The organism is Neobacillus sp. FW104-15D2 (genome assembly GCF_058790155.1).
This window is the reverse complement of record NZ_JBYTCJ010000027.1, coordinates 24,291-49,487: the sequence shown is the minus strand read 5'-3', so window position 1 is coordinate 49,487 and position 25,197 is coordinate 24,291. Positions and strand designations below refer to the sequence as shown.

The 25,197-nt window shown below is 40.5% G+C and carries 23 protein-coding genes; 3 read left to right on the top strand and 20 right to left on the bottom strand.

Going from position 1 to position 25,197, the window contains the following annotated elements; all coding sequences use genetic code 11:
• Positions 1–14 precede the first annotated feature (14 nt).
• The 5 genes from AC3WR0_RS19195 to rpsU all read right to left on the bottom strand — a co-directional run bounded on the left by AC3WR0_RS19195 (position 15) and on the right by rpsU (position 2,942).
• Positions 15–428 (bottom strand): YqfB family membrane protein, encoded by a 414-nt coding sequence (locus tag AC3WR0_RS19195; RefSeq protein ID WP_492553821.1) that lies wholly within the window; start codon positions 426–428, stop codon positions 15–17.
• A 57-nt stretch (positions 429–485) separates the two neighbouring features.
• Positions 486–1,472, bottom strand: a complete 987-nt coding sequence (gene floA, locus AC3WR0_RS19190) for a flotillin-like protein FloA (RefSeq protein ID WP_492553820.1) — start codon at positions 1,470–1,472, stop codon at positions 486–488.
• A gap of 11 nt (positions 1,473–1,483) precedes the next feature.
• Complete coding sequence (locus tag AC3WR0_RS19185; RefSeq protein WP_492553819.1) at positions 1,484–2,137, bottom strand: NfeD family protein; 654 nt, start codon at positions 2,135–2,137, stop codon at positions 1,484–1,486.
• A gap of 171 nt (positions 2,138–2,308) precedes the next feature.
• A complete protein-coding gene (locus AC3WR0_RS19180; RefSeq protein ID WP_492553818.1) occupies positions 2,309–2,752 on the bottom strand; it encodes a GatB/YqeY domain-containing protein in 444 nt (147 codons plus the stop codon).
• Positions 2,753–2,768: 16 nt separating this feature from the next.
• Positions 2,769–2,942, bottom strand: coding sequence for a 30S ribosomal protein S21 (rpsU, locus tag AC3WR0_RS19175; RefSeq protein ID WP_007087607.1), 174 nt, complete (start codon positions 2,940–2,942; stop codon positions 2,769–2,771).
• Positions 2,943–3,165: 223 nt separating this feature from the next.
• Here rpsU and AC3WR0_RS19170 point away from each other — a divergent pair, with 223 nt between their 5' ends.
• The gene (locus tag AC3WR0_RS19170) at positions 3,166–4,083 is read left to right on the top strand and encodes a Na/Pi symporter (protein ID WP_492553817.1); all 918 of its coding nucleotides are present in this window, start codon (positions 3,166–3,168) and stop codon (positions 4,081–4,083) included.
• A 93-nt stretch (positions 4,084–4,176) separates the two neighbouring features.
• Here AC3WR0_RS19170 and deoC read toward each other — a convergent pair whose 3' ends face one another.
• The 13 genes from deoC to gpr all read right to left on the bottom strand — a co-directional run bounded on the left by deoC (position 4,177) and on the right by gpr (position 20,587).
• On the bottom strand, positions 4,177–4,848 hold the full coding sequence (deoC, locus tag AC3WR0_RS19165) for a deoxyribose-phosphate aldolase (protein ID WP_492553816.1): 672 nt from the start codon (positions 4,846–4,848) through the stop codon (positions 4,177–4,179).
• A 701-nt stretch (positions 4,849–5,549) separates the two neighbouring features.
• Positions 5,550–6,902, bottom strand: coding sequence for a tRNA (N(6)-L-threonylcarbamoyladenosine(37)-C(2))-methylthiotransferase MtaB (gene mtaB, locus AC3WR0_RS19160; protein WP_492553815.1), 1,353 nt, complete (start codon positions 6,900–6,902; stop codon positions 5,550–5,552).
• Between the two features lie 6 nt (positions 6,903–6,908).
• Complete coding sequence (locus AC3WR0_RS19155; protein WP_492553814.1) at positions 6,909–7,658, bottom strand: 16S rRNA (uracil(1498)-N(3))-methyltransferase; 750 nt, start codon at positions 7,656–7,658, stop codon at positions 6,909–6,911.
• A gap of 134 nt (positions 7,659–7,792) precedes the next feature.
• Complete coding sequence (prmA, locus tag AC3WR0_RS19150; protein WP_492553813.1) at positions 7,793–8,734, bottom strand: 50S ribosomal protein L11 methyltransferase; 942 nt, start codon at positions 8,732–8,734, stop codon at positions 7,793–7,795.
• A gap of 22 nt (positions 8,735–8,756) precedes the next feature.
• A complete protein-coding gene (dnaJ, locus tag AC3WR0_RS19145; protein WP_492553812.1) occupies positions 8,757–9,899 on the bottom strand; it encodes a molecular chaperone DnaJ in 1,143 nt (380 codons plus the stop codon).
• Between the two features lie 207 nt (positions 9,900–10,106).
• Entirely contained in the window at positions 10,107–11,942 is a 1,836-nt protein-coding gene (gene dnaK, locus AC3WR0_RS19140; RefSeq protein ID WP_492553811.1) for a molecular chaperone DnaK, read from the bottom strand.
• Positions 11,943–11,977: 35 nt separating this feature from the next.
• Positions 11,978–12,580: a nucleotide exchange factor GrpE gene (gene grpE, locus AC3WR0_RS19135; protein ID WP_492553810.1), complete on the bottom strand. Its 603-nt coding sequence runs from the start codon at positions 12,578–12,580 to the stop codon at positions 11,978–11,980.
• A 154-nt stretch (positions 12,581–12,734) separates the two neighbouring features.
• Complete coding sequence (gene hrcA, locus AC3WR0_RS19130) at positions 12,735–13,769, bottom strand: heat-inducible transcriptional repressor HrcA (RefSeq protein ID WP_492553843.1); 1,035 nt, start codon at positions 13,767–13,769, stop codon at positions 12,735–12,737.
• A gap of 239 nt (positions 13,770–14,008) precedes the next feature.
• Positions 14,009–15,151 (bottom strand): radical SAM family heme chaperone HemW, encoded by a 1,143-nt coding sequence (gene hemW, locus AC3WR0_RS19125; protein ID WP_492553809.1) that lies wholly within the window; start codon positions 15,149–15,151, stop codon positions 14,009–14,011.
• A gap of 476 nt (positions 15,152–15,627) precedes the next feature.
• Positions 15,628–17,463, bottom strand: a complete 1,836-nt coding sequence (lepA, locus tag AC3WR0_RS19120; RefSeq protein ID WP_492553808.1) for a translation elongation factor 4 — start codon at positions 17,461–17,463, stop codon at positions 15,628–15,630.
• A 181-nt stretch (positions 17,464–17,644) separates the two neighbouring features.
• Entirely contained in the window at positions 17,645–17,977 is a 333-nt protein-coding gene (locus tag AC3WR0_RS19115; protein ID WP_492553807.1) for a DUF3679 domain-containing protein, read from the bottom strand.
• Positions 17,978–17,992: 15 nt separating this feature from the next.
• Positions 17,993–19,201, bottom strand: a complete 1,209-nt coding sequence (gene spoIIP, locus AC3WR0_RS19110) for a stage II sporulation protein P (RefSeq protein ID WP_492553806.1) — start codon at positions 19,199–19,201, stop codon at positions 17,993–17,995.
• A 261-nt stretch (positions 19,202–19,462) separates the two neighbouring features.
• Positions 19,463–20,587 carry a GPR endopeptidase gene (gene gpr, locus AC3WR0_RS19105; RefSeq protein WP_492553842.1) on the bottom strand — a complete coding sequence of 375 codons (1,125 nt, stop codon included), beginning with the start codon at positions 20,585–20,587 and terminating at the stop codon, positions 19,463–19,465.
• A gap of 231 nt (positions 20,588–20,818) precedes the next feature.
• Here gpr and rpsT point away from each other — a divergent pair, with 231 nt between their 5' ends.
• On the top strand, positions 20,819–21,079 hold the full coding sequence (rpsT, locus tag AC3WR0_RS19100) for a 30S ribosomal protein S20 (RefSeq protein ID WP_166025074.1): 261 nt from the start codon (positions 20,819–20,821) through the stop codon (positions 21,077–21,079).
• 103 nt (positions 21,080–21,182) lie between these two features.
• On the opposite strand, the gene holA is transcribed toward rpsT, so the two are convergent.
• The gene (gene holA / locus AC3WR0_RS19095) at positions 21,183–22,199 is read right to left on the bottom strand and encodes a DNA polymerase III subunit delta (RefSeq protein WP_492553805.1); all 1,017 of its coding nucleotides are present in this window, start codon (positions 22,197–22,199) and stop codon (positions 21,183–21,185) included.
• Between the two features lie 375 nt (positions 22,200–22,574).
• Here holA and AC3WR0_RS19090 point away from each other — a divergent pair, with 375 nt between their 5' ends.
• Positions 22,575–22,709, top strand: coding sequence for a YqzM family protein (locus AC3WR0_RS19090; RefSeq protein WP_027319982.1), 135 nt, complete (start codon positions 22,575–22,577; stop codon positions 22,707–22,709).
• Between the two features lie 85 nt (positions 22,710–22,794).
• Here the strand turns inward: AC3WR0_RS19090 and AC3WR0_RS19085 are convergent, their stop codons facing one another.
• Entirely contained in the window at positions 22,795–25,122 is a 2,328-nt protein-coding gene (locus tag AC3WR0_RS19085) for a DNA internalization-related competence protein ComEC/Rec2 (protein ID WP_492553804.1), read from the bottom strand.
• Between the last annotated feature and the right edge of the window lie 75 nt (positions 25,123–25,197).

Sequence of the window (25,197 nt, the reverse complement as noted above, 5' to 3'; positions counted from 1 at the left end):
AAATAGTGGGGTTTTCAATGGCGTTTCTGAAAAAAGGATTTTTTGGACCGGGGTGGGCCCAAAATTTCAGTCCATATAATTGCATTTACAAGGCTTTGTTTATCAACATGCAGAGAAGGATTGTCAGCCTCTGTTTCATCTGCCGCTTTGGAAGTTATTTCATTTTTACTGATTAATGGTTTTCTTTCTATTTCTCTTTTTTTCTCGTTGTATTCTTTTTCAAGACTGTTCTGCAGTTCCCTATCCTGCCACGTTTTGGCTGCAGCTGCAGCAGCCTGACGTTTTGGCTGCTGAGGTTTCTTTATGGGTACTGGGTCGATTCTTTCCTTTATTTCTGAGAAAAATGATCGGGTCCCCTTATTATTACGTCCAGCTTTATCTTTTTTCATGCTGTAAATGGCCGAAATTACAATTATAGCTATGAACACTAAACCTTCCAGGAAGCTCTCCTCCCTTCTGACAGGGCATGATTAAGGAGTAAGCTATTATTGCTCATCCTTTTTATTACCAGTCATTTTTCCGATAGAACCTCTCATATCGGTATCAGCAGATATATTTTTATAATTCATATAATCCATGACGCCCATTTTTCCCGATCTTAACGCTTCCGCCATGGCAAGTGGCACCTCGGCCTCGGCTTCTACCACTTTTGCTCTCATTTCCTGGACCTTTGCCTTCATTTCCTGCTCTGTTGCAACAGCCATAGCCCTGCGTTCTTCTGCCTTTGCCTGTGCAATCTTTTTATCTGCTTCCGCCTGCTCTGTCTGAAGTTCAGCCCCAATATTTTTACCGATATCCACATCCGCTATATCAATGGAGAGGATTTCAAAAGCTGTTCCGGCATCAAGCCCTTTTGATAAAACCGTTTGAGAAATCAAGTCTGGATTTTCAAGAACTTTACTATGGCTATCGGAGGAACCAATAGTCGAAACCACCCCTTCACCTACACGTGCAACTACCGTTTCTTCACCCGCTCCACCTACTAAACGCTCAATATTGGCACGGACGGTTATTCTTGCTTTAGCCTTAACTTCAATTCCGTTCATAGCAACGCCCGCAATAAAAGGAGTTTCAATAACTTTCGGGTTTACACTCATCTGTACGGCCTCGAGAACATCCCTGCCTGCAAGGTCGATAGCTGCACAACGCTCAAATGATAATTCGATATTGGCTCGATGTGCAGCAATAAGTGCGTTAACAACCCGATCTACGTTTCCGCCCGCTAAATAGTGGCTTTCGAGCTGGTTTGTAGTCACATTCAGTCCCGCTTTTTGAGCCTTAATGAGTGGAATAATAACACGGCTCGGCGTTACGCGGCGAAGCCTCATTCCTATCAAAGTAAAAATGCTGATTCGAACTCCGGCAGCTAATGCTGATATCCATAGCATGACAGGTACAAAAGACAAAAGAACCCCAAGCAGTATGATACCGACAATAATAATAGCTATTAAAAATACAGTTTCAGTACCCATTTAATTACCCCCTATTTTTTTGAAAGCTTATCTTCTATTTCTCTAACTACAATCCTTGCACCCTCTACCTTTATCACTTTTATTGGACAGTCTTGGGGAATATAACTGCCCTCAGTAACAACTGTGATTCTTTCTTTATTAAACACGCCAGTTCCTGAGGGCCTAAGAACGGTCAGGGCTCTTCCTTCCTGCCCAAGAAGTTCAGTCCGGTTTACATTAGTAACGTAGCCATCTTCCTTTCTTGCCGCCTCCATTAGAACCATACGGTTAAAAAGAACCATTTTTTGGTGAAAAACCTTAATTAATAAAATGAAAAGCACAATGGAAAAAAATAAAGCAATAATAATAGATATGGCCATTTGAAAGGTGTTTTCTCCCGCCCAAAACAGGCTTCCAACTAATGCGGCTATACCAGCTGTTCCGGCAACCGCTCCAGGAAGAAAAAACTCAAGGAATATAAGAACAATTCCCGCGATAAACAATAAAATTGTTCCTGTTCCGGCAAGACCTGCGGCAAAATGCCCGTAAAAAAATAAAATAAGCGCTGCCATCCCTACCAAACCAGGCAATCCGATACGAGGAGAAAAAAGCTCAAGTACCATAGCCATCCCAGCAATACTCAATAAAACCGTAATGGTTATGGGATCCGTAATCCAGCCAGCCATAAACCGGCCTCCTTCCTTATCCTGACAATAATACTTACGTTAAAAGATTCGCAAAGTTTCGCAAAACTTAAATTATTTTTCTGTTAAAGAAGAAATAGAGCCTTAAGTTTTAATAGTATGTAAAAAGTGAAAAACCGCAAGCATCTGCTTGCGGCCTTGTTGTTGTTGGTTTTATGATAGGTGTTGTTGCACAAGTTTATTTACAAGTGATCCATCTGCTTTGCCCTTAACTTTAGGCATTATGGCAGCCATCACTTTCCCTATATCAGCTTTTGATTTTGCATCTGTTTCTTCAATCGTTTCTTTTACAATTCCTGAAACCTTTTCTTCAGAAAGCTGTTCCGGCATATAAAGTTCTACAATTGCAATTTCAGTCTGCAATTTTTCAACCAGGTCAGGACGACCCGCTTTATCAAATTCGTTGAGGGAGTCTTTGCGTTGTTTCATTTCGCGAGAAAGGACAGTCAATTCCTCTTCTTCAGATAGATCTCTGCCAAGCTTGATTGCTTCATTCTGTATCGAGGTTTTGATCATCCGAATAACAGAGAGTTTGTCTTTGTCTTTGTTTTTCATCGCTTGCTTCATTTCATTATTTAAACGCTCGAGAAGACTCAATTATTTACACCCTCTCTTAGAACTTACGTTTTCTGGCTGCTTCAGACTTCTTTTTACGTTTTACACTAGGCTTTTCGTAGAATTCGCGCTTTCTAGCTTCTTGCAAAGTACCAGTTTTAGAAACTGTACGTTTGAAGCGACGAAGAGCATCTTCAAGCGATTCGTTTTTACGAACGACGGTTTTAGACATTCTCTTTCCCTCCCTCCGAACACAACACACTCACATCAGAGACATGGTTTTCCATGTACTTTGCAATTATAATATAACCGCGTGGCAAGGTCAACTGAAAAAACATAATAGATGCCACCTTTATACATATTTTTTTTACAACTATATTTATTGCTGGATTTTTTTAATGGCATGTCCTGGCTTGTCCTGAAATAAGCTTTAAACAGGGAGGGGCTGGACGTTTATGCTTTATCTTTTATTATTCATTTTATGCATCGGTTTATTTATATTTGGAATGACCATTGTCAGGATTGGCATGTTCAATTTATCAGCAGATAAACTGAAGACTTGGCTGAAGAAACTTACCAGCACGCCATTAAAGGGCATGTTAACAGGTACTTTTATTACAGCTCTTGTCCAAAGCAGCTCAACGGTCATGGTACTCACCATTGGTTTAATCTCTGCAAAGATTATGACCTTTCCGCAATCAATTGGGATTATTCTAGGAACCAATATTGGGACAACATTTAAAACGGAGCTAATTACTTTCAATCTCGATCATGCGCTAATCCCGCTTGGAGTAACAGGAGCCGTCTTAATTTTATTAAAAAATAGAACCGCCAGAAGTATAGGAATGCTGATATTTGGAATTGCCTCTGTATTTACAGCCATGAAGGGGTTTGAGTCATTATCCGGGCCATTAACAAGTGTCCCTTTTATCCATAAAAGTCTGTTGTCCTTAAATGGCAGCATTTTTTTCAGTGTTATAGCCGGTGCGATTTTAACCTCCATTATTCAATCAAGTACAGCAATGACGGGAATTGCTATGGGCTTTTTAACTGGAGGAATATTGAATTTGGAAGCAGGAATAGCTGTAATGCTTGGTGCAAACATAGGAACTTGCATTACTGCCCTGGCTGCGGCAATTGGAAGCGGAAAAGAAGCGAAGCTGGCTGCTTTTGCACATGTCTGGCTGAATGTATTCGGTGTTCTGGCTTTCATCCCTCTGATCCCCTGGCTTGCCAATATCGCACCTGAGCTCGCATCCAGTAAGGATGTTCAGCTGGCTCATATAAGTGTTATTTTTAATGTAGCAACTTCAATAATCATGCTTCCTTTTGCAAATAGGTTTGGACACTTTATAATGAGGGTGCATAAATAAAGAAAACACGGCAATTTCCGAGCCGTAGATATCCTTTTCACTAAAATTATAAAGACGGCCGTTACGCCGTCTTTTTTGAATATATAGCTAACATCAGTAATCCGTATCCCCCTGCATTCCCTTGACGATTGCTACACCCGCACTCGCACCAATTCTCGTTGCACCTGCTTCCACCATTTTTTGTGTATCTTCGGTGTTTCGCACTCCCCCTGAAGCTTTAACGCCAATATCGGGACCTACAGTTTTTCTCATTAAAGCAATATCTTCTATGGTAGCCCCACCTGCCGAAAAACCCGTGGAGGTTTTTACATAGTCCGCCCCGGCTTTAACAGCAAGCTGGCAAGCTTTGACCTTTTCTTCTTCATTAAGCAAAGATGTTTCAATTATAACCTTCGTTAATGCCTTACCTCTCGTAGCGTCTACAACAGTGCGTATATCTTTTTCAACGAGTTCATCATTTCCATCCTTAAGGGCACCGATATTTATTACCATGTCTACCTCTTGGGCTCCCTTTTCAATGGCATCCTTTGCTTCAAAACCTTTCGTCTCTGAGGTTGTCGCCCCTAAAGGGAAGCCAATAACAGTGCACACCTTTACATTGCTGTTCTGGAGCAGTTTAGAAGCGGTTGAAACCCATGTGGGATTTACACATACAGACGCAAACTGATACTCTCTGGCTTCTTCACAAAGCTTTTCAATCTGATTTTTAGTTGCATCTGCTTTTAAAAGTGTATGATCTATCATTCCGGCGATATTATTCAACATTTGTCATCTTGCCTTTCCGGTAATAGTTTTTTCTTATTTACTATACCCAAAATAAACGGCAGAAAAATAAACTCTTTGTTCTCTTTTTTGACTATGTTAACTGTATGTTGCCTTTTAGGCCGTGCGCAAGTTCCTGTTATGTTAATAGGAATGAAAGGCTAAAGTCACCACTTCCTCTGGCAATGCGTTCTGACCCACATCCTCTTGACCTTCTTTTCCCTCTGATGAAATCCCAAGCCAACTCGCTGGTGCCTCCTTGGGCTCTTGTCTTCCTGTTTCTTCGCAAGACATCATTCAGACTCGCTAATATTTTTTTATCCTCCAGAGTCAGAGATGAACTTCATTCAGACAGCCTATAATTTTTAACTCACCTAATTGAAGAGAACCTGCTTTTTAGAAAAACTTGGCATTCGCCAATTCCCTTTGGCGGATGCCCTAGTTTTACTTATCACGCCCAAATCGGCACATCCTCGAAAAAGCTATGCTTTTTCTTCGTGCGAGGCAAAGCTGACGAAGCTTTCCTTGTCCTGTGCCTTTCGCCTGACTAGGACTTCCTCGGAAAAGCAGGAGCTTTTCCTTCGTGCGATGATAATGCTCACGAAGCCTTCCTTATCCTGTCCGTCGTGCGTTCAGAATTTAGGGATATAAGTTCTGATTAGCTAAAACAAAAATGCCGCTCCCTGAAAGGAACGGCATCTTCTTTATATTACAGCTTCTGCTTTTTCAATTGAGTAATCCATAACACGGACAAATTGTCCCTTGTTATATGGATAACCCGCTTTGGTAATTTTTACTTTAACAATTTGTCCGACCATTTCTTCTGTAGCAGGGAAAACAACCTTCAGGTAGTTGTCAGTGTAACCTACATACAAACCAGAATTGTTCTTTTCTTTAAATTCCTCTTCCGGAATTACTTCAAGAACTTCATTTTCAAACTGTGAAGCGTATTCCTTGGCAAGCTGGTCAGAGAGTGCAATGAGGCGGTGTACCCTTTCGTTTTTCACTTCTTCATCTACCTGGTCGTCCATTCTTGCTGCTGGAGTTCCAGTTCGCTTGGAATAAGGGAAAACGTGAAGTTCTGAAAATTTATGTTCTTTTATAAAATTATATGTTTCCATAAATTCTTCTTCTGTTTCACCAGGGAAACCAACAATAACATCAGAGGTAACGGCAAGACCAGGAAGAGCTTCCTTTAGGCGCTCCAGTCTTTCTCCGAAAAACTCCATTGTATATTTTCGGCGCATTCTCTTTAAAACTGTATTAGAACCGGATTGAATTGGTATATGAAGATGGCGGACAATGATTTTTGAATCATTAATCACATCAATGACTTCGTCTGTAATTTGGCTAGCTTCAATTGAAGAGATTCGAAGGCGTTTAAGGCCTTTAACTTCGGATTCTAGCTCTCTAAGCAGCATAGCCAGATTGTAATCTTTCATGTCTTCGCCGTAACCGCCTGTATGAATACCAGTCAGGACAATCTCCTTATAACCGGCATCAACCAGCTGTTGTGCCTGGCGGATAACCTCTTGTGGATCACGGGATCTCATTAAGCCGCGTGCCCAGGGAATTATACAGAAAGTACAGAAATTATTACAGCCTTCCTGAATTTTCAAAGAGGCGCGGGTACGGTCAGTAAAAGCTGGAACATCCAGTTCTTCATAGACACGGTTTTTCATAATATTACGCACGCCATTGATTGGCTGGCGTTCCTGCTTATATTGCTCAATATATCCCAGCATTTTAACCCGATCCTGGGTACCTACAACAATGTCTACACCAGGTATAGCCATTATTTCTGCAGGAGAGGTTTGAGCATAGCAGCCAGTTACACAAATAACGGCATCAGGATTCTTTCTTACAGCTCTCCTGATAACCTGACGGCTTTTTTTATCACCTGTATTAGTAACAGTACATGTGTTGATTATATATACATCTGAGGATGATTCGAAATCTACCCTCTCATAACCTTCTTGCTTAAACAATTGCCAGATGGCTTCAGTTTCATAGTGGTTCACCTTGCATCCGAGAGTATGAAACGCAACTGTTGACATGTAAACTCACCCCATTAATTCAAAATGATAGGAAATTGCTCCAAGAGTATATAGCGGGGCAGTTTCCGTACGAAGGATCCTGGGACCCAATCCGCATGTTTGAAAACCATATTCTTTTAACATTGAAATTTCCTGGTCGGTTAAACCGCCTTCAGGACCATAAACCATCATAAGAGATTCGCCTTTTTTCATACTGGAAAGAGTAGATGAGAATACAGAGACTTCACCGTTTCTGCTTTCGTCCTCAAATGCAGCCAATTTTAGATCATAGGCTTTGCTTTTTTGGATCATCTCTTTAAAGCTTAGTGGAGAAAGAACCTCAGGAATATGATTTCGATGAGACTGTTCTGCGGCTTCCTTGGCAATTTTCTGCCAGCGCTCTACTTTTTTCGCAGCCTTCTTCTCTTCCCATTTTACAACGGAGCGGGCAGCAGCAAAAGGGACAAATTCATAAGCTCCCAATTCTGTTCCTTTTTGGATAATCCACTCCAGCTTGTCCCCTTTAGGCAGACCGCTAACAATTGTAACTTTTACCGGAAGTTCGGATGTTTCATCAATCCATTGTACTACGTTTGCTGCTACTTGTTCATCGGTAATTTCTGCAATCTCGCAAACAGCACTTTTCCCATTTGGATCAACACAAATTATTTTATCCCCTGGTCCCATTCTCATCACTTTCAGAATATGATGCCGGTCCTCTTCACCAAGGACAAACCGCTGATTGTTAACCGATTGTTTTACAAAGTATCGCTGCATGCGCTGCACCCCGCTCAATCTAAAAACCTAAAGTAAATTTATTTTACTAAAAAATAGAAACAAAAGCCAAACCATGAAAAAACAAGTTCTAAAAAGAAACAAAGAGGGGTAATTGACTACCCCTCAAAGCAACCTTATTTTCTTTTTGCAATAAGAGCTACCCAGTCTTCCATTAAAATTGTTTCTGTGATCTCAAATCCCGCTTCTGCCAGAGCATCTTTCACTTGATCCTTTTTCTGGTTAATGATCCCTGAAGCAATGAAGTAACCATTTTGTTTTACAACCCTGGCTACATCATCAGTAAAACGCAGGATAACCTCGGCAAGAATGTTCGCTACTACAACTTCTGCACAATCCCTTTCAACTCCATCGAGAAGGTTATTCTGTGATACAGAAGCAACTTGATGAACTTTATTAAGTTTCAAATTCAGTCTTGCACTCGTGACTGCAACTTCGTCAAGGTCAAATGCGCGTACTTCTTTTGCTCCGAGCATAGCCGCTGCAATACTCAAAACTCCAGAGCCAGTTCCTACATCAATTACATAATCACCCTTCTTCACTGTTCTTTCAAGGGCCTGGATGCACATTACTGTTGTAGGATGGGTCCCTGTTCCAAAAGCCATTCCGGGATCCAACTCGATAATCAATTCGTCACTGTTTACCGGGCTGTATTCCTCCCATGTAGGAACAATTGTGAATTTCTCAGATATTTTTACTGGATGGTAATATTTCTTCCAGGCTGTGGCCCATTCCTCTTCATTGACTTCGCTTATGGTTACCTTATTTAAACCTATATCTATATTGTGAATGATAAGATTGTTAATTGAATCTTTTATTTCTTCAACCGTTTCCCCTAGAAAGCTATTAACTTGCAAGTAAGCCTTCACGATAACGCCTTCTTCAGGATAATCGTTTGGATCGAGTTGGTAGATTTCGCCGAATTGATCTTCCCGCTCCTTAATAAGTTCAAATGGATCTTCAATAACGACTCCACTTGCGCCAGCCTCATGTAAAATATGAGAAATCGGCTCAACCGCTTCATTTGTGGTATGAATGCTGAATTCAGACCATTTCATCTCTGCCAACTCCAATCCTTATTCAATCAACTTTAAATGCTCTTTTCACCTTTGAAAAAAAACTTTCCTCATGGTCCCCTAGTGGTGCGGTACCGCTAATCTCCGCAAATTCCTTTAGCAGCTGCTTTTGTTTATCCGACAATTTAGTAGGAGTTAAAACTCTCACCTTTACATGCTGATCGCCTGTTCCATAGCCGCGTACATTCGGAATTCCCTTCCCAGATAATCGGAATATTTTTCCTGTTTGGGTGCCTGATGGAATCTTAAGCTTAACCTTTCCATGAAGGGTCGGAACTTCAATCTCATCACCAAGTGATGCCTGAACAAAAGTGATAGGCATTTCACATGCAATGTCATCGCCGTGTCTTTCAAAAAACTCGTGGTGTTTTACATGGAACACAATATAAAGGTCTCCTGCCGGGCCACCGTTGGTACCCGGTTCACCTTGGCTTGTCATCCTTAGCTGCTGACCGTCATCAATTCCAGCCGGAACTTTGACGCGAACAGTTCTCCGTTTTCTTACTTTACCTGCGCCTCCACAAGTGGAGCACTTATGTTTAATCTCTTTACCTGTACCATTACAATGCTGGCAGACTCTGCGATTAACAATACGTCCAAATGGAGTATTTTGCTCAATATTCAGCTGGCCGGTACCATGGCAATGCTGACATGTTTCCGGCTTGGTTCCCGGTTTTGCTCCAGTACCGCCGCATGTCTCGCAATTCTCTTCACGTGGTATTTCAATATCAGTCTCTTTTCCAAAGGCAGCCTCTTCAAAGGAAATAGTCATATCATATTGAAGGTCTGCTCCCTGTCTTGGCGCATTCGGATCGCGGCGTCTGCCTCCGCCCCCACCGCCAAAGAAGGTATTGAAAATATCTTCAAAACCGCCGAAACCGCCAAAATCTCCGCCTCCGCCTCCGCCGAAGCCCCCAAATCCCTGGTTCGGATCTGTATGTCCAAATTGGTCATAGTGAGCGCGGCTTTGGTCATCACTTAATGTTTCGTAGGCCTCTTTTACTTCTTTAAATTTGTCGGCTGCATCCGGCTCTTTATTAATGTCCGGATGATATTTCTTTGAAAGCTTGCGATACGCCTTCTTGATTTCATCCTTAGAAGCACTCTTTTCTATTCCCAGCACTTCATAGTAATCCCTCTTACTCATGATTACCACTCCCGAATCTTCACATAAAGATTATTGTAACACTGTACGCATAAATAAGGCAACAAAAGAACAAAGGGTTTTTCGTGTCTAAGCTAATGACTGCCCTATGCCATTATCATTCTTTTTAAATACTTACAATGCTCCTATATCATAGAAAAAGTCAAAGTCATTAGGACTGACTTCGACTTTTCCTTATCTGCTAAATGATTATTTGTCGTCTTTTACTTCTTCAAAATCTGCATCAATAATGTCATCAGACTTGCCGCCCGCAGCTCCCTGATCTTGTGCTCCCTGCTGTGCCTGGGCTTGCTTAGCTGCCTCTTCGTATAGCTTAACAGAGAGATTTTGAACAATTTCCTGCAATGCGTCTTTTTTGCTGCGCATTTCGGCAAGATCGTTCTTTTCAATCGCTGCCTTAAGAGCGTCTTTTGCTTCGTTTGCTTTTGCAACTTCTGCTGCATCTACTTTGCCTTCAAGGTCTTTCAATGTTTTTTCAGTAGTAAAAACAAGCTGATCTGCTTCATTGCGAAGCTCTGCTTCTTCCTTACGATTCTTGTCAGCCTCAGCATTTTCCTCAGCTTCTCTTACCATTTTTTGAATTTCATCATCTGATAATCCGGTAGAAGATTTAATAGTAATTTGCTGCTCTTTGTTAGTGCCAAGATCTTTCGCACGTACATTTACAATTCCGTTTTTATCGATATCGAACGTTACTTCGATTTGTGGTACACCGCGTGGTGCTGGTGGAATATCGCTTAACTGGAAGCGGCCAAGTGTTTTATTGTCCGCAGCCATTTGACGTTCGCCCTGCAATACGTGTATGTCAACAGCAGTTTGGCTATCTGCAGCAGTTGAGAAAATTTGTGATTTAGAAGTTGGGATGGTTGTATTTCTGTCAATCAATCTTGTAAATACTCCGCCCATTGTTTCAATACCAAGTGATAGCGGCGTTACGTCTAACAATACAACATCCTTAACATCACCTGTAAGAACGCCGCCCTGGATAGCTGCACCCATTGCAACAACTTCATCAGGATTTACACCTCTATGAGGCTCTTTACCAGTCGCTTTTTTAATTGCTTCCTGAACAGCAGGAATACGAGTTGATCCGCCGACAAGAATAACTTTATCGATCTCTGCTGAAGTTAATCCAGCATCAGACATAGCCTGACGAGTTGGTCCCATTGTACGTTCAACAAGATCTGCAGTAAGTTCATCAAACTTCGCTCTTGTCATAGAGACGTCAAGGTGAAGCGGACCGCTTGCACCTGCAGTAATAAATGGCAAGGAAATCTGTGTAGAAGAAACGCCGGAAAGGTCCTTCTTTGCCTTTTCTGCAGCATCCTTCAAGCGTTGAAGCGCCATTTTATCCTGTGAAAGGTCAATGCCATTTTCTTTTTTAAACTGTTCTACCAAATAATCAATGATTTTTTGGTCAAAGTCGTCACCGCCAAGACGGTTATCACCTGCAGTTGCCTTAACCTCGAAAACGCCATCTCCCAGTTCAAGGATGGATACGTCAAAAGTACCACCGCCAAGGTCATAAACAAGAATGGTCTGATCTTCTTCCATTTTATCCAGACCATATGCCAGAGCCGCTGCTGTAGGCTCGTTAATAATACGTTCTACTTCCAGTCCTGCAATTCTGCCGGCATCCTTTGTTGCCTGACGTTCTGCATCATTGAAGTAAGCAGGAACTGTAATTACAGCCTTTGTTACAGGCTCTCCAAGATAATCTTCAGCATAAGACTTCAAATATTGAAGGATAATAGCTGAGATTTCCTGTGGAGTATATCCTTTACCTTCGATGTCTTCTTTGTGAGCTGTGCCCATATGGCGTTTTATTGAAATAATAGTATTAGGGTTAGTAATGGCCTGACGCTTTGCCACCTCACCAACCTGTCGCTCACCATTTTTGAAAGCTACAACTGATGGAGTTGTACGGTTTCCCTCTGGATTTGGAATAACTTTTGGTTCTCCGCCTTCAAGGACGGCTACGCATGAGTTGGTTGTACCAAGGTCGATACCAATGATTTTGCTCATATTGTTTTTCCTCCCGTCAAAATATGTAAGTTCGTTTATTGGGTTACTTTTACCATGGATGGACGGATTACTCTGTCCTTCAAAATATAACCCTTTTGGAATTCATCAATTACTGTATTCGGCCCGTAGTTTTCATCTTCAGCCTGCATAACAGCCTGATGAAGATAAGGATCAAACTCTTTCCCCACGGATTCAATTGGTTCCACGCCTTCTTTTTTCAATGCATCCAGAAGACCTTTATAAACCATTTCCATCCCCTGCAGCAATGACTTTGTCTGTTCATCTTCTGTTTCAACCTTAAGCGCTCTTTCAAAATTGTCAAGAGCTGGAAGAAGATCAGAGATTAGGGACTGAGCTCTGTATTTCTCGCTTGCTTCCGCATCCAGCCGGGTGCGGCGGCGGAAATTATCGAAATCAGCCTGAAGTCTTAGCAAGCGGTTTTCCGCTTCCTCAAGTTTCTTCTCCAATTGATTGTTGTTTTCTTCGGCCTGGCGAAGCTGCTCTTCCAGCCCTTCTGTCTTATCTATATCTGCAGATTCTTCTGCTTCTCCAAAAATGGATCCAGCTTCAGCCTCTTCGGTAAGTTCAGCATTCTCGTTATTTAAATCTTCATTTAGAGTGTTTTTTTCTTCTGTCAACTTACTCACCTCCCTTAAAGCAAAACTTTTCACTTAAATCTTTAAAAGATACCCGGAAACAAAAATACAGGCATTTAAAATTTACTTTTAAAAGCTAATAGTCATGTAAATGGGGTGGAATAAGGCATTCCACCCTTAAACACTATTTCCAGCGTTAGTTGGTTTGATACAATTTTGATAAAAGTGATGATAAGTCCTTGCTTAAGAATTCAAGCAGACCTATAACACGGGAATATTCCATCCTTGTTGGACCTAGTATAGCGATAGTGCCTAGATTTTCTTTACCAGCAGAATAAGTGGCAGTTATCAGACTGCAATTTTCCATCGCGCTAATATCATTTTCCCTGCCAATCTTAACATTAATCCCCGCTGGATTTTTTCGTATTAAATCAAAGACCCGGTCTTCTTCCTCGATCATGTTTAGAAGACTTCTTATTTTTGAGATATCATTATGAAATTCAGGCTGGCTCAGCATATTGGTTTTTCCGCCAAAGAATAATTTTTCACTTACAGGCATTTTGAAAGCCTCAGCGATACCATAGAGCAGAAAATCATAGTTGTGGATATGCTGTTTTAAAAGCATGGCCACTTCCTTAAAAATCTTATCATTAAGTTCTTCGAGCGGCACATTGGCCAAGCGTTCATTTAGAATATTAACCGTCTTTTCCAGGTCGGAAGGGTCAATTGCAGGAGGCAGATGGAATGTCCTGTTTTCGACATGCCCTGTATCCGTAACGATGATCGCAATAGCCGTTTCTTTATTTAAAGGGATTATCTGAATCCTTTTAAGTTTATTAATGCCTGCGGCAGGGCCGAGCACAATGGAAGTATAGTTGGTTAATTCCGACAGAATTTTTGCCGACCTTTGAATAATCTTTTCAAATTCATAAATCCGCTCTGCAAATATGGACTTTATTGTCGTAATATCTTGTTGGTTGAGCCTTTTTGGCGACAGCAAATGGTCGACATAATAGCGATAGCCCTTTTCCGACGGAACCCGCCCTGAGGAAGAATGGGTCTTTTCAATAAAGCCCAATCCTTCGAGATCAGCCATCTCATTTCGGATCGTTGCCGAACTAAAAGAAATCTCTTCTTTTTTCGACAAAGACCTTGAGCCGACAGGTTGTGCAGATCGAATAAAGTCATCAACAATTACCTGGAGAATCAACAATTGACGATCTGTTAACAACATTCATCACCTCTGTTAGCACTCCTATGAACCGAGTGCTAAATCTAATAATAAATTATCAAAAAAGGTGGGAAGGTGTCAATGATTTCATATCAAGAAATACAGAAGGAATGTCGGAAAATATTGCCGGTCCCGAAAAGCCTCATTTTATCAACAGCTTTTTAGATTCTTGAAGTGATGAAAGCTAAGGGAAAAGCCTAACGGAATATTGACTTTAATTTAATAAGCTTGCTTTTAAACTAATTTGATACTCCTAAAAACATTTGGAATACTTCATTTCCAAGCATTCGTCCTTTTTTGCTTAATAAGACCCTTCCAGCCTCTGTTTCAATCAAGCCTCTTTCATGCAGCTGTTTAATTTCTTTGCCATAGGTTATCATGAGATCCCGATTAAATTTTTCTGTAAAACCTTGAATGGAAACACCTTCTGTTTTCCTTAGGCCCAGGAACATCTCTTCCTCCATTTTTTCAGGGAGGGTCACTAGATGTTCATCTAATACGGGCAAACTGCCACTGCTAATTTGGTCCATATATTTCTTTAATGGTCCAATATTGGAATTTCTCCAGCCGTCCGTATAGCTATGGGCTCCGGCCCCAAACCCAAAGTACTCTTCATTGTTCCAATAGGTAAGATTATGCCTGCTCTCGTATCCCGGCAGGGAAAAATTACTGATTTCATATTGTTTAAATCCATGTTTAGCCATTTCTTCCATTAATAATTCATACATGGCTGCTTCAATATCTTCACCCGGGAGAGGAAGTTTGCCCTTTCGCATTAGGTTATAAAAAACGGTTTTCGGCTCAATGATGAGAGAATAGCCTGAATAGTGCTGTATATCAAGACTGAAGGCTGTTTGTAATGAATCTTTAAAATCATCGTAAGTCTGCCCCGGAAGGCTGTATATTAAATCAATACTTATATTTTCAAATCCAGCATTTTTCGCCTTTTCTATCGTGTTAAATACATCCTTAGCTCTGTGAACGCGTCCAATTGATTTTAGTAATTCATCATTAAAAGTTTGAACTCCGAGACTGAGCCGGTTTACCCCTGCATCCTTTAGGACTTTTAGTTTTTCAAATGAAAGATCACCAGGGTTAGCCTCAAAGGTAAACTCTGCTCCGGCAGCCAATTTTAAATTCTTATGGATGCTGCTGCATAGTTGTTCCAATTGCCTTTCGTTTAAAGAGGTTGGCGTTCCTCCCCCCACAAAAATGGTTTGGAGCGGCCCTGAACCGTATTTTTCCAATGTAAGCTCCATCTCCCTGTCCATTGCCCTTAAATATTCATCAACAGGCTGTCCCTTCAAGAAGACCTTGTTAAAATCACAATAATGACAAATATGCTCACAAAATGGAATATGGATATATGCTGTCTGTATCATGCTTTCACTTCCCTATTTTCTACACTTTTTCAACCAAAATTTTTGACTGGCTTAAGCACCTGATATCTTACTAGGCCTCGCTGCGCGGCCTTGCGAGCCCTTTTTCCGCAGGGATACTAAGAAGCTAGCACCCTCTAAATGCCTTATACGACCTGCCCCATTGCTTGACAGAGCCTTTAAAAACAAAAGGCGCAAGCGCCCTACTTTAATGATGAAAGGCTAAAATCACCACGTCCTGTGGCAACGCCTTCCTGACCCACATCCTGTGGGCCTCCAACAGGTATAAGACGAATCACGTAGGAAATCCTGATTTCTGAAGTGATTTGGCTTATGACCCCGAGGGGCTGGGCGCTGAAGCTAGATTACAATAACCTAGTTCGGAGTTATCCACAAGGTAAAAATCTATAATTTCCTATACGATAAAAAAAGAGGCTAGAATCCCTGAAGCAGGTAAGTCTAACCTCTCTCTATAGACTTTATTTCTTTGGATTATTATCATCCATTTTCAATACCGCCATGAAGGCTTCTTGAGGCACTTCAACGGATCCTACTTGTTTCATCCGTTTTTTACCTTCTTTTTGTTTCTCTAATAGCTTACGTTTACGGGATATATCTCCGCCGTAACATTTAGCCAGTACGTTTTTGCCCATCGATTTTATGGTTGAACGAGCAATGATTTTTTGGCCAACGGCTGCTTGGACAGGTACCTCGAACTGCTGTCTTGGAATTAATTCCTTCAGTTTTTCTACGATAACCTTTCCACGGTCGTAAGCAAAATCGTTGTGAACAATAAAACTCAAGGCATCTACTTTCTCCGCATTTAGCAGAATATCCATCTTGACAAGCTTGGAAGGCTTGTACCCAATTAAAACATAATCAAATGAAGCATAGCCTTTTGTTCCTGATTTTAATTGATCGAAGAAATCGTAGACTATTTCCGCCAGTGGCAGCTCATAAACGATGCTGACACGGTTTTGATCAAGGTACTGCATATCACCAAAGATTCCCCGTTTTTGCTGACAGAGTTCCATGATCGCTCCTACATATTCATTAGGTGCCATCATCGTTGCTTTAACATATGGCTCTTCAACCCGTTCAATTTTCTGAGGATCAGGTAAATTCGAAGGGTTATCTACAGAAATTTCAGTGCCGTTAGTCATAATAACGTGATAAATAACGCTTGGAGCTGTTGTAATTAAATCAATCTTAAATTCGCGTTCAATACGCTCCTGTATAATTTCCATGTGAAGCAAACCTAAAAATCCACACCGGAATCCAAATCCTAATGCCTGGGAGGTTTCAGGCTCAAACTGTAAAGCTGCGTCATTCAACTGAAGCTTTTCAAGCGCGTCTCTCAAGTCATTAAACTTCGCAGTATCGATTGGATATAGTCCGCAATATACCATCGGATTCATTTTACGGTAACCAGGTAATGCCTCAGTTGAGCCGTTTTTAGCATTTGTAATCGTATCACCGACTCTTGTATCCCCTACATTTTTAATGGCTGCTGTAAGGAATCCAACATCTCCAACCGTCAATTCATCACATAAAGTAGATTTTGGCGTAAATACTCCAACTTCAATTACTTCAAACTCTTTTCCGGTTGCCATCATCTTAATTTTGTCTCCGGCTTTTACTGACCCTTCAACTACTCGAATATAGGCGACTACTCCGCGATAAGCATCATATAGAGAATCAAAAATGAGCGCCTTCAAAGGTCCCTCAGGGTCTCCAGTTGGAGCAGGCACATTTGCAACGACCTGTTCCAAAATTTCCTCAATACCAATTCCCGCTTTTGCAGAAGCTAATACTGCTTCTGAAGCATCTAGTCCAATTACCTCTTCAATTTCATTTCGAACTCTCTCCGGGTCGGCACTAGGAAGGTCAATTTTATTAATGACCGGTAAGATTTCCAGGTCGTTATCCAATGCCAAATATACATTAGCAAGTGTCTGAGCCTCAATTCCCTGAGCTGCATCTACAACCAGGATTGCTCCTTCACATGCCGCAAGGCTGCGGGATACCTCGTAGGTAAAGTCGACGTGCCCCGGGGTATCAATCAGATGCAGGATATATTCTTCTCCATCCTTAGCTGCATATTTTAGCTGAACTGCATTTAATTTAATTGTAATGCCACGTTCCCTTTCCAGATCCATGGAATCCAGAAGCTGAGCTTTCATTTCTCTGGATGATAAGGCATTTGTTTTCTCGAGGATTCTGTCGGCAAGCGTAGATTTGCCGTGATCAATATGGGCTATTATGGAAAAATTTCTTATTTTGGATTGTCTTTTAAGTTTATCTTCTCTATTCATGGTAGTTCACTCCTACTATACTCGCACGATATACACTATTTTTGATTATATCAGCACGGTTGTTAAGATTCAACGAAAACCAAAATTCCCTCTTTTTCCACCTTCCACTTTTTAGGACTGTACTTTTCTTATTCATTCTAAAAAAGTGATGCAGCAAGCTGCACCACTTTGGAATGATTATTTATTCTCCGGTTATGGAGTTTATGATTTTTTTCGAAGCCGTAGATATTCCCTTTGTAATTTTTTTACCCGTAACAGAGAAAAGATTCGAGCCCTGGATATCTTCAAGCTGCTGTTTTTTCTCCTTAAGGTCATGTGCTGTAATTTCGTTTCCTAAAAGAGAGGCATTTATTTCACCGTTCTCCCCATTCTCCAGGCCAGCGGCTTTTGAAAATCCTTCAGCCTTATAGCCTTTCATTTCATGAATTCCGTCATTGGCTATCTGCATCCCGGCCAAAACTGAAATAAACATGAGAGCAGCAATCAACAGACTTTTTAACATAAACTTTTTCACAAAAATCGCCTCTCTTTACTGTTTCATTTTATTTTCAGTTCCGCCAGTGCCATTTACTTTTTCTGCCTGCCAATAATACTCGGAAAAAACGTCGGCAAGAGCATCGGCTGATCGATTTAATTCTTCAAATGTATTATCAACACCGCCAAATTCAATTAAAAGAGATTTCCCATTTAAATCTTGATTGTATTTCCCGTTTGACCCCGGGTCCTTTTTAAGAATAACTCCCCAGCTAAGACCCTTGTATTTTTTTTCTAGGAGACGATGTAGGTCTGTTGCAATTTTTTGGTTTTGTTCATAATTGGGGTTTTTCCCCCCGATAACAAAGGAGAGCTTGGCATAAGCTTTGCCATTGATCATAACCGTTGTTTGGTCTTTTCGCCTCGAATCCCTGTGTATGTCAATAATATATTGTAAATCCCTGTTGGAAGCCATAGCGGCTTGGACCAGCGGTCTTGATTCCTGATAGGCAACTGGCATCTTCAATCCTTTTTTCACAAAGTTACCCATTACATCAGTTTTATCTTCTGCAGTTCCAATTCCCCTTGACTCAAGGCTTTCCTTAAGTTTATCCCCTACCATACTTACATTGATTTTGGAGTGGTAAGCCAAATTAGGATTCGTTACTCCTTTTAGATACGGCAAGTAGGATTCTCGGTTATGGGTGAAATAAAGATAAACTACTTTTCTGCCTTCAGTTGTTTGTGAAGGTGCTGGAGAAGAGGTGCTGTCATTAGGTTTATTTAGGCTGTCTAAATTTTGCAGGGAAGCTTCACGTTCAGCCTCCATAATTTCAACAGGCGGGGCTGATTCCATGGGCATGTTAGTATAATTGGCCCCTTCACCGGCAACAAGAATTTGCCCATCAAATTGGTCAAAACCGGGAAGTTCACGGCCCAGAAGGCTTCGCGGATCATTTAAATTAATATTTGATGATAGTTTAAAAATAAGGTTGGCCATTTTTGGCCCTGCGGTTATGTCTCTTTCTGATTTCAGAAAATGGTGGTTTTCCCAGCCCATTAATTGATAGAGCAATTCACCATTTACATTATTGGCCGCTTCGTTTACGGAGGATGATGCAGGTCTGTATTGGGGCTTTATAGAAGTCAAAAGCCCGCTGATTGAAAAAATAATAAACATAAACAACAACAGAAGCCCTACTAATTTTAGAATGGTTGTCCCTTGTATTGCTACAAAAGTGCCGGATATCCTGGTCTGTTTCATGTTTCCACCTCTCAAAACAATTCTAGTAAATCATATGACGTTACTAGATTTGTCAGAACCAATTATTAAGAGAGTCGGCAATATCTTCTGAAACATTCATTTATAAGTATTATGTAAAATGCTTTGTTATCAGTATTTAATTACAGAAGTACAGGGGTAACGGAGGATCTCCTTACCCCTTTTGCTCCTCTATTTACAGTAGGGGTCACTAAATGCCCTATGATTCCTTTTCCCCTACCCCTTGATATGAATATTTTAAATTTATCTAGTCATGAACCCAGTGTTATCCTGATCCACAGCATGATGAAGAGATGAATTAAGCCCTGATGCAATTAAATTAGCCATATCTTCAATAAAGACATCAACTTCTTTTGGTGTAACCATTAAGTTGTGACCAAGAGGAGAAAGAACCTCGTAAATTAGTCTGCGTTTCTCTTCTTCCTCCAATGTCCCAATGATCCCAAGGAAAGTTTTCCTATGTTGCTCTTCAGGCATATCTTCCTCGGTAAGCTTTTTTCGTTTTCCAAAGTTCATCCCGGCTGGTGCCAAAGCTCGGGAAGGACGGTCCCCTTCTTTCAGTTCCTTGCCAAAATGTTTTAAAATAAAATCAATTGTGTCACTGGTGATTGAAACCGCATCGACTACTGTTGGAACACCAATTGCTATTACAGGTATTCCTAGAGTCTCCTTACTAAGTTCTTTTCGCTTATTACCCACACCTGAGCCAGGATGAATTCCGGTATCCGATATTTGAATAGTGGAATTCACTCTTTCAATTGAACGTGATGCAAGCGCATCAATTGCAATAACAAAATCTGGCTTCGTTTTTTCGACGACACCAAAGATGATGTCGCTAGTCTCAATTCCAGTCAAACCCATAACCCCAGGTGCCAATGCGCTAACAGGCCGATAGCCCTCTTCTACGCTTTGCGGCTGCAGTTCAAATAAATGGCGGGTAACAAGAAGATTTTCACAAACAATCGGACCGAGGGCATCTGGCGTTACATTCCAGTTTCCCAGACCTACGACAAGGCAGGAAGCATCTTTACTAATGCCAATACCAGTTAAAAATTTCGCGAATTCCTCAGCAAAAACTTTTTCTACCTTTTGCTGCAGCTCGCTATCTTGGTCTCTGATGCCAGTTACTTCAATCGTCAGGTAACGCCCGGCTTTTTTCCCGATCTCCTGAACTCCCTCAGGCGTAATTTCAACCATCGAAATTTTTATATCATCTATATCTTTCTCTTTAATAATTACCCCTTTTATCTGTGAAAGATTTTCCTGTTCCTGTACAGTGGAAAATCTTTGTGCAAGCGCCATTTCATTTGCTTCAATGGCAAGGTCTGTCCTGACTGAATACTTGCTTAAATCCAGAGAGTCTTTCATGTATTTCATTCCCTTCATTCCATTCTTTTAGAAAAAATCCTGAAACTATTTCCTATCATTGCCTTTTTCCGAAAAAACATTCAGGGATTACACTTATGTTTTCAATCAAATTAGCCCTATGGTATTGCAATATGTGCGTCTGTTTGATAGAATATCATTTGTTCTGATAATAATTGTGAATGTTTAAAGTCGAGTTCATATAGTCTCGATTCTTTGTAGGAGGTGAATGGAATGCCAAACATTAAATCTGCTATTAAGCGTGTTAAAACAAGCGAAGATCGTAACGCTCAAAATACAACTGCTAAATCTGCAATGCGTACTGCTGTTAAAAAAGCTGATGCTGCCGTTGTAAACAATGACAGCGCGGTTGCTAAAGAAGTATTTGCAGAAGCGGCTAGAAAATTAGACAAAGCTGCAGCTAAAGGTCTAATCCATAAGAATGCTGCTGCTCGTAAAAAATCTCGTCTTGCTAAAAAAATCAACGCTCTATAATACAGCGTTCGTTTAAAAAACGATTCCCTCAGGAATCGTTTTTTTTGATTGAATGCTTTTACACTTTATCATCAAAAAACCCGGCTGCCGCCGGGTTGGAAATTTATCTTTTTAACTTGAACAAAAACAACTCTACAAGAAGTGATTTATTCATACCGCCGGTTTTCATTTGATAATCCGCTTCAGCCAAGGTTTCCATTATGGCTGCAAGTTCCTCATCCGTAAACTTTGCAGCCTGTCCAGCGGCCAGTTTGACCCTGAACGGGTGTACTTTCAGATACCCTGCCATCTGCTGCTGTCCATACCCTCTTCTCGAAAGCTCTTTTACCTGGTAAATTAACCGAAACTGTCCGGAAAGAAGAGCTAATATTTTTATTGGCTCCTCGTTTTGTTTCAAAAGATCGTAATAAATTCTTAGGGCCTCATCCATTTTACGCTGAACAACTTTTTCAATTAGAGTAAAAATATTCTGTTCAAGTGATCTTGAAACGAGCTTTTCAACAAGCTCCGCATCAATTACTGGCTCCTCTTTTGGATACAAAGCAAGCTTATCCACTTCACTCGCAAGCATGAACATATTGGTACCTGATAAAGAAATCATTAGTTCAATAGCCCCTGGCTCTATTTCCACTCCATTTGAGTGTGCTCTTTCTTGAATCCATTTCTTCAGTTCATGTTCATTAAGCTTTTTCGCTTCTACCGTAACAGCTTTTCTCTTCAGCTCCTTTGTAATCTTTTTCCGCTCATCTAATTTTTCGTAAGGTGCCGAGATAACAATGACAGAATAAGGTGCAGGCTCTTCTAGATAACGTTCAAGCCGAGATAACTGGTGTTCTGTTTTTTCCTTTACTTTTTCAGACGTTAAAAAAGCAGGATTATGTAAAAAGATTAATTTTTTTTCTCCCAGGAAAGGAAAAGTTTCAGCATCTTCCAAAGCAATCTCTATGGGTGTCTCTTCAAGATCATACACCGACAGATTAAAATCTTTTTCATCTTCCTCTAATACCTGATCAATTAGCAGCTGCTTTGTTTCATTTATCAGGAACGCTTCCGGTCCATATACTAAATATATGGGAGCAATTTGTTTTTGCCTTATTTGTTTCCAAACATCTATTACCATTTGTCAATAAGCTCCCCCTGTTTCTCCGAATAACACATATTAATGGTAAAGAAGCTTGGACATTTTTACAAGGGTTAATTCTTCAAAAATGAGGGTAAATTCAGCTTTACCAAGAACTTCCGATTTGGGAATAGAAAAAACCCAAGAGGGAATTGACCTCCCTTTTGGAAGCCAATTCCCTATCTATAGTGAACGCCGGCAAAATGAGTCCCGGGAACTTACTCTGACGACGGGATTCCTGATGTACTTTTATTTTTAGCCAACAGGCTAATAAGTATTTGTGTTAACTCTTGTCAGTAAAGGAAAACAGAAAGGGGATGCTAGATTTTTTTTCTCGAATGTCTTATACTATAATGGAAATAGGAGGGGTAGATTATGAACGAATTTGAAAAAAACGTTCAGAGCAAGCGTAATGACGCTATTGATTCAGGGGTAGGCTTTGGCGTTTCATTCGGCTTCTTTGCTCTAATGTTTATCATCGCAACAGTAATCAAACTAATCGGATCCTGATATCAAGCTACATAATGAAGATTGCGGAGACTGCGTATTAGATGCGGTCTCTTTACTTTTCGCCGCTAACCTGTTCTGCTATATACTATGGCCGGAAGACTGAGAAGGTTCCTTTCCTCCGAAAAAAAGAATACGTTATTGCTCCCTGTTTATCAGTTCGAAATATCATAATTCCTCTCTCCTTTAATTTATCAAGCACCTCAGCATGTGGATGACCAAAGTGATTCTTTTCTCCTGCAGAAATTAGAGCTATTTGTGGATGTAATGTTTCAAGGAATTCAGTTGAAGTTGAGGTCCTGCTCCCATGGTGCCCAGCTTTTAGAACGTCTGCTTTTAGATAAGGGAATCTCTTTAGAAGCCTCTGCTCACCTTCAATATCTAAATCCCCTGTAAATAGCCATTTCAGGCCCCCCACCTCTGCATAAAGCACCAAAGAACCTGTATTAGTGTCTCCTTCAAAGTTCTTTTCTGGAGACAAAATCTTAAAAAAAGAACTTCGACTTTTCCATTGATCTCCTGCAGAAGCCATCAAAATGGGGATTTTTTGTAAGGATGCAATTTGAATCACATCCCTAACTGCGTTATTTTGGTTCAATACAGCGGGCATAATAATTTGCTTAACTTTTATATCCTTTAAAACTGCAAAGCTCCCTCCAATATGGTCCATATCTCCATGGGTCAAAATAAGTTTGTCAATTTCTTTAATCCCTTTAGCTTTTAAGAACGGAACTACAATATTTTTTCCTGTTTCAAATGAATTCGAGGGCTTTCTCCACTTGTCTTGTTCAAAGGCAGGAGAACCTCCGGTGTCTATTAAATAATTCCCCTGATCAAAGGGAAGTTTAATCAAAATACTGTCCCCCTGCCCGACATCAATCATTGTAATTTCCCCTCTTAAATCAACCTTACTGGATGCATCGAATAAAAATAAAAGAAGAAGCGGAAGGACGAAAAATCCCCTTCTTTTTTTGCTCAGGAGTGACTTTTCCCAATAAACCAACATAATAGGCCCGATTACTGCGAAAAGAAGAAGTCCTGGAGCTGATGGCCGCCCAATTAAAATAGATCCCCAAGGAATCAAGGCAATACGCTGTGCCAGGGTTCCGGAAAAGGTGACTACTGCGGAAAAGAAATAGTTGAGGAAAACAGGTATTGTTCCCATTAATAAATGCCAGAAAAATAACAAATAAACACCTGGCAAAAAGAAAAAAGAATAAAGGGGAATATAAAAGAGGTTCACAAATATACCAAGGATGGATACTTCATAAAAATGATAAAGCAAAAAAGGAAGAGCTGACAGCTGAGAAATATACGAAGCCTTAAGCATGCTTTTGAATAGGCTAGAGGGCTGGGAAAAGATAAAAGCTGAGGAGAGAATCAAGGAAAAACTGACAGAAAAAGAAAGTTGAAAGCCTGCATCGTAAACAGCGTATGGATTTACAAAAATATAAACCATTAGCGCCAAACTAATCGCATCTGCCGGATGAAGACTAATTCTTTTTTTTGAGGCTGCCGCCCCTGTAACTATAAATATCATAAGTACAGAACGGATAACGGAGGGCGAACCTCCAGTAAGAATGGCGTAAGCTGGGAGGAATACTAAAATAAATATGATCATTTTTTCTTTTGATATACCTGCTCTTAACCCAGATAGATAAAGTAACCCAATTGAGAGTGAGACATGGAGACCAGAAATCGCGAGGAGGTGGATGATCCCTATTTTTTGGTATGCAGCAAGAATGTCAGGTTCAAAAGCAGCCCTTTCTCCAAAAATAAGCGCTGCTGCCATAGCCGCGGTTTCTTCGGGAAAGTTGTCTTCCAAATAATTTACTCCCTCCATCCTGATTTCCCCTAGGAGAGAAGAGGGGGTCCTTTTTAATGGTATACAGTTTTGATAAGGATATTTTTGCAGCCTTAAAATCCAGAATATGTTTTTACGATTTAAATATTTTTCATAATTAAAGGCATATGGATTTTTAACTATTAAAGGCTTTTGAAGTTCACCTGAAACAGTACATAACTGATTCGGAAATTTAAAATGCTCAAGAGTGGCCTTCTCTTTCTCAGAAGAAATCTTAAAACGGACCAAAATCTTTTCCCTTGTTTTTGAATCCATAGCCTGAGTCTCATATTTGTCCCCCTTGATACTATATTCCGAATTGAATACTAATGAAAACTCTGTTTGTTGGCTTTTTATTCTTGTATGGTTTTCTTTTAGCATCCAGTGTGAACTAAATAAAAAGAGAACAAATACAATAGAAACTGCGGTAATAAATATAAAGGGAAATGTTTTAAAGTAGTAAAGAAAGAAAAGATACATGAGGAAGAAAAAAGTGAGGATTGAGAATGATTCCAGGGTGGCCAAAATCCCAAACAAGGATGCAATGGATAAGTAAATTAACTTACCGCTCATAGATATAATTCCTTTCTAGAGTATCTGCCATGAAAGTATACAAAGAGACACAAACATCAGGGTTACCCCGATGCC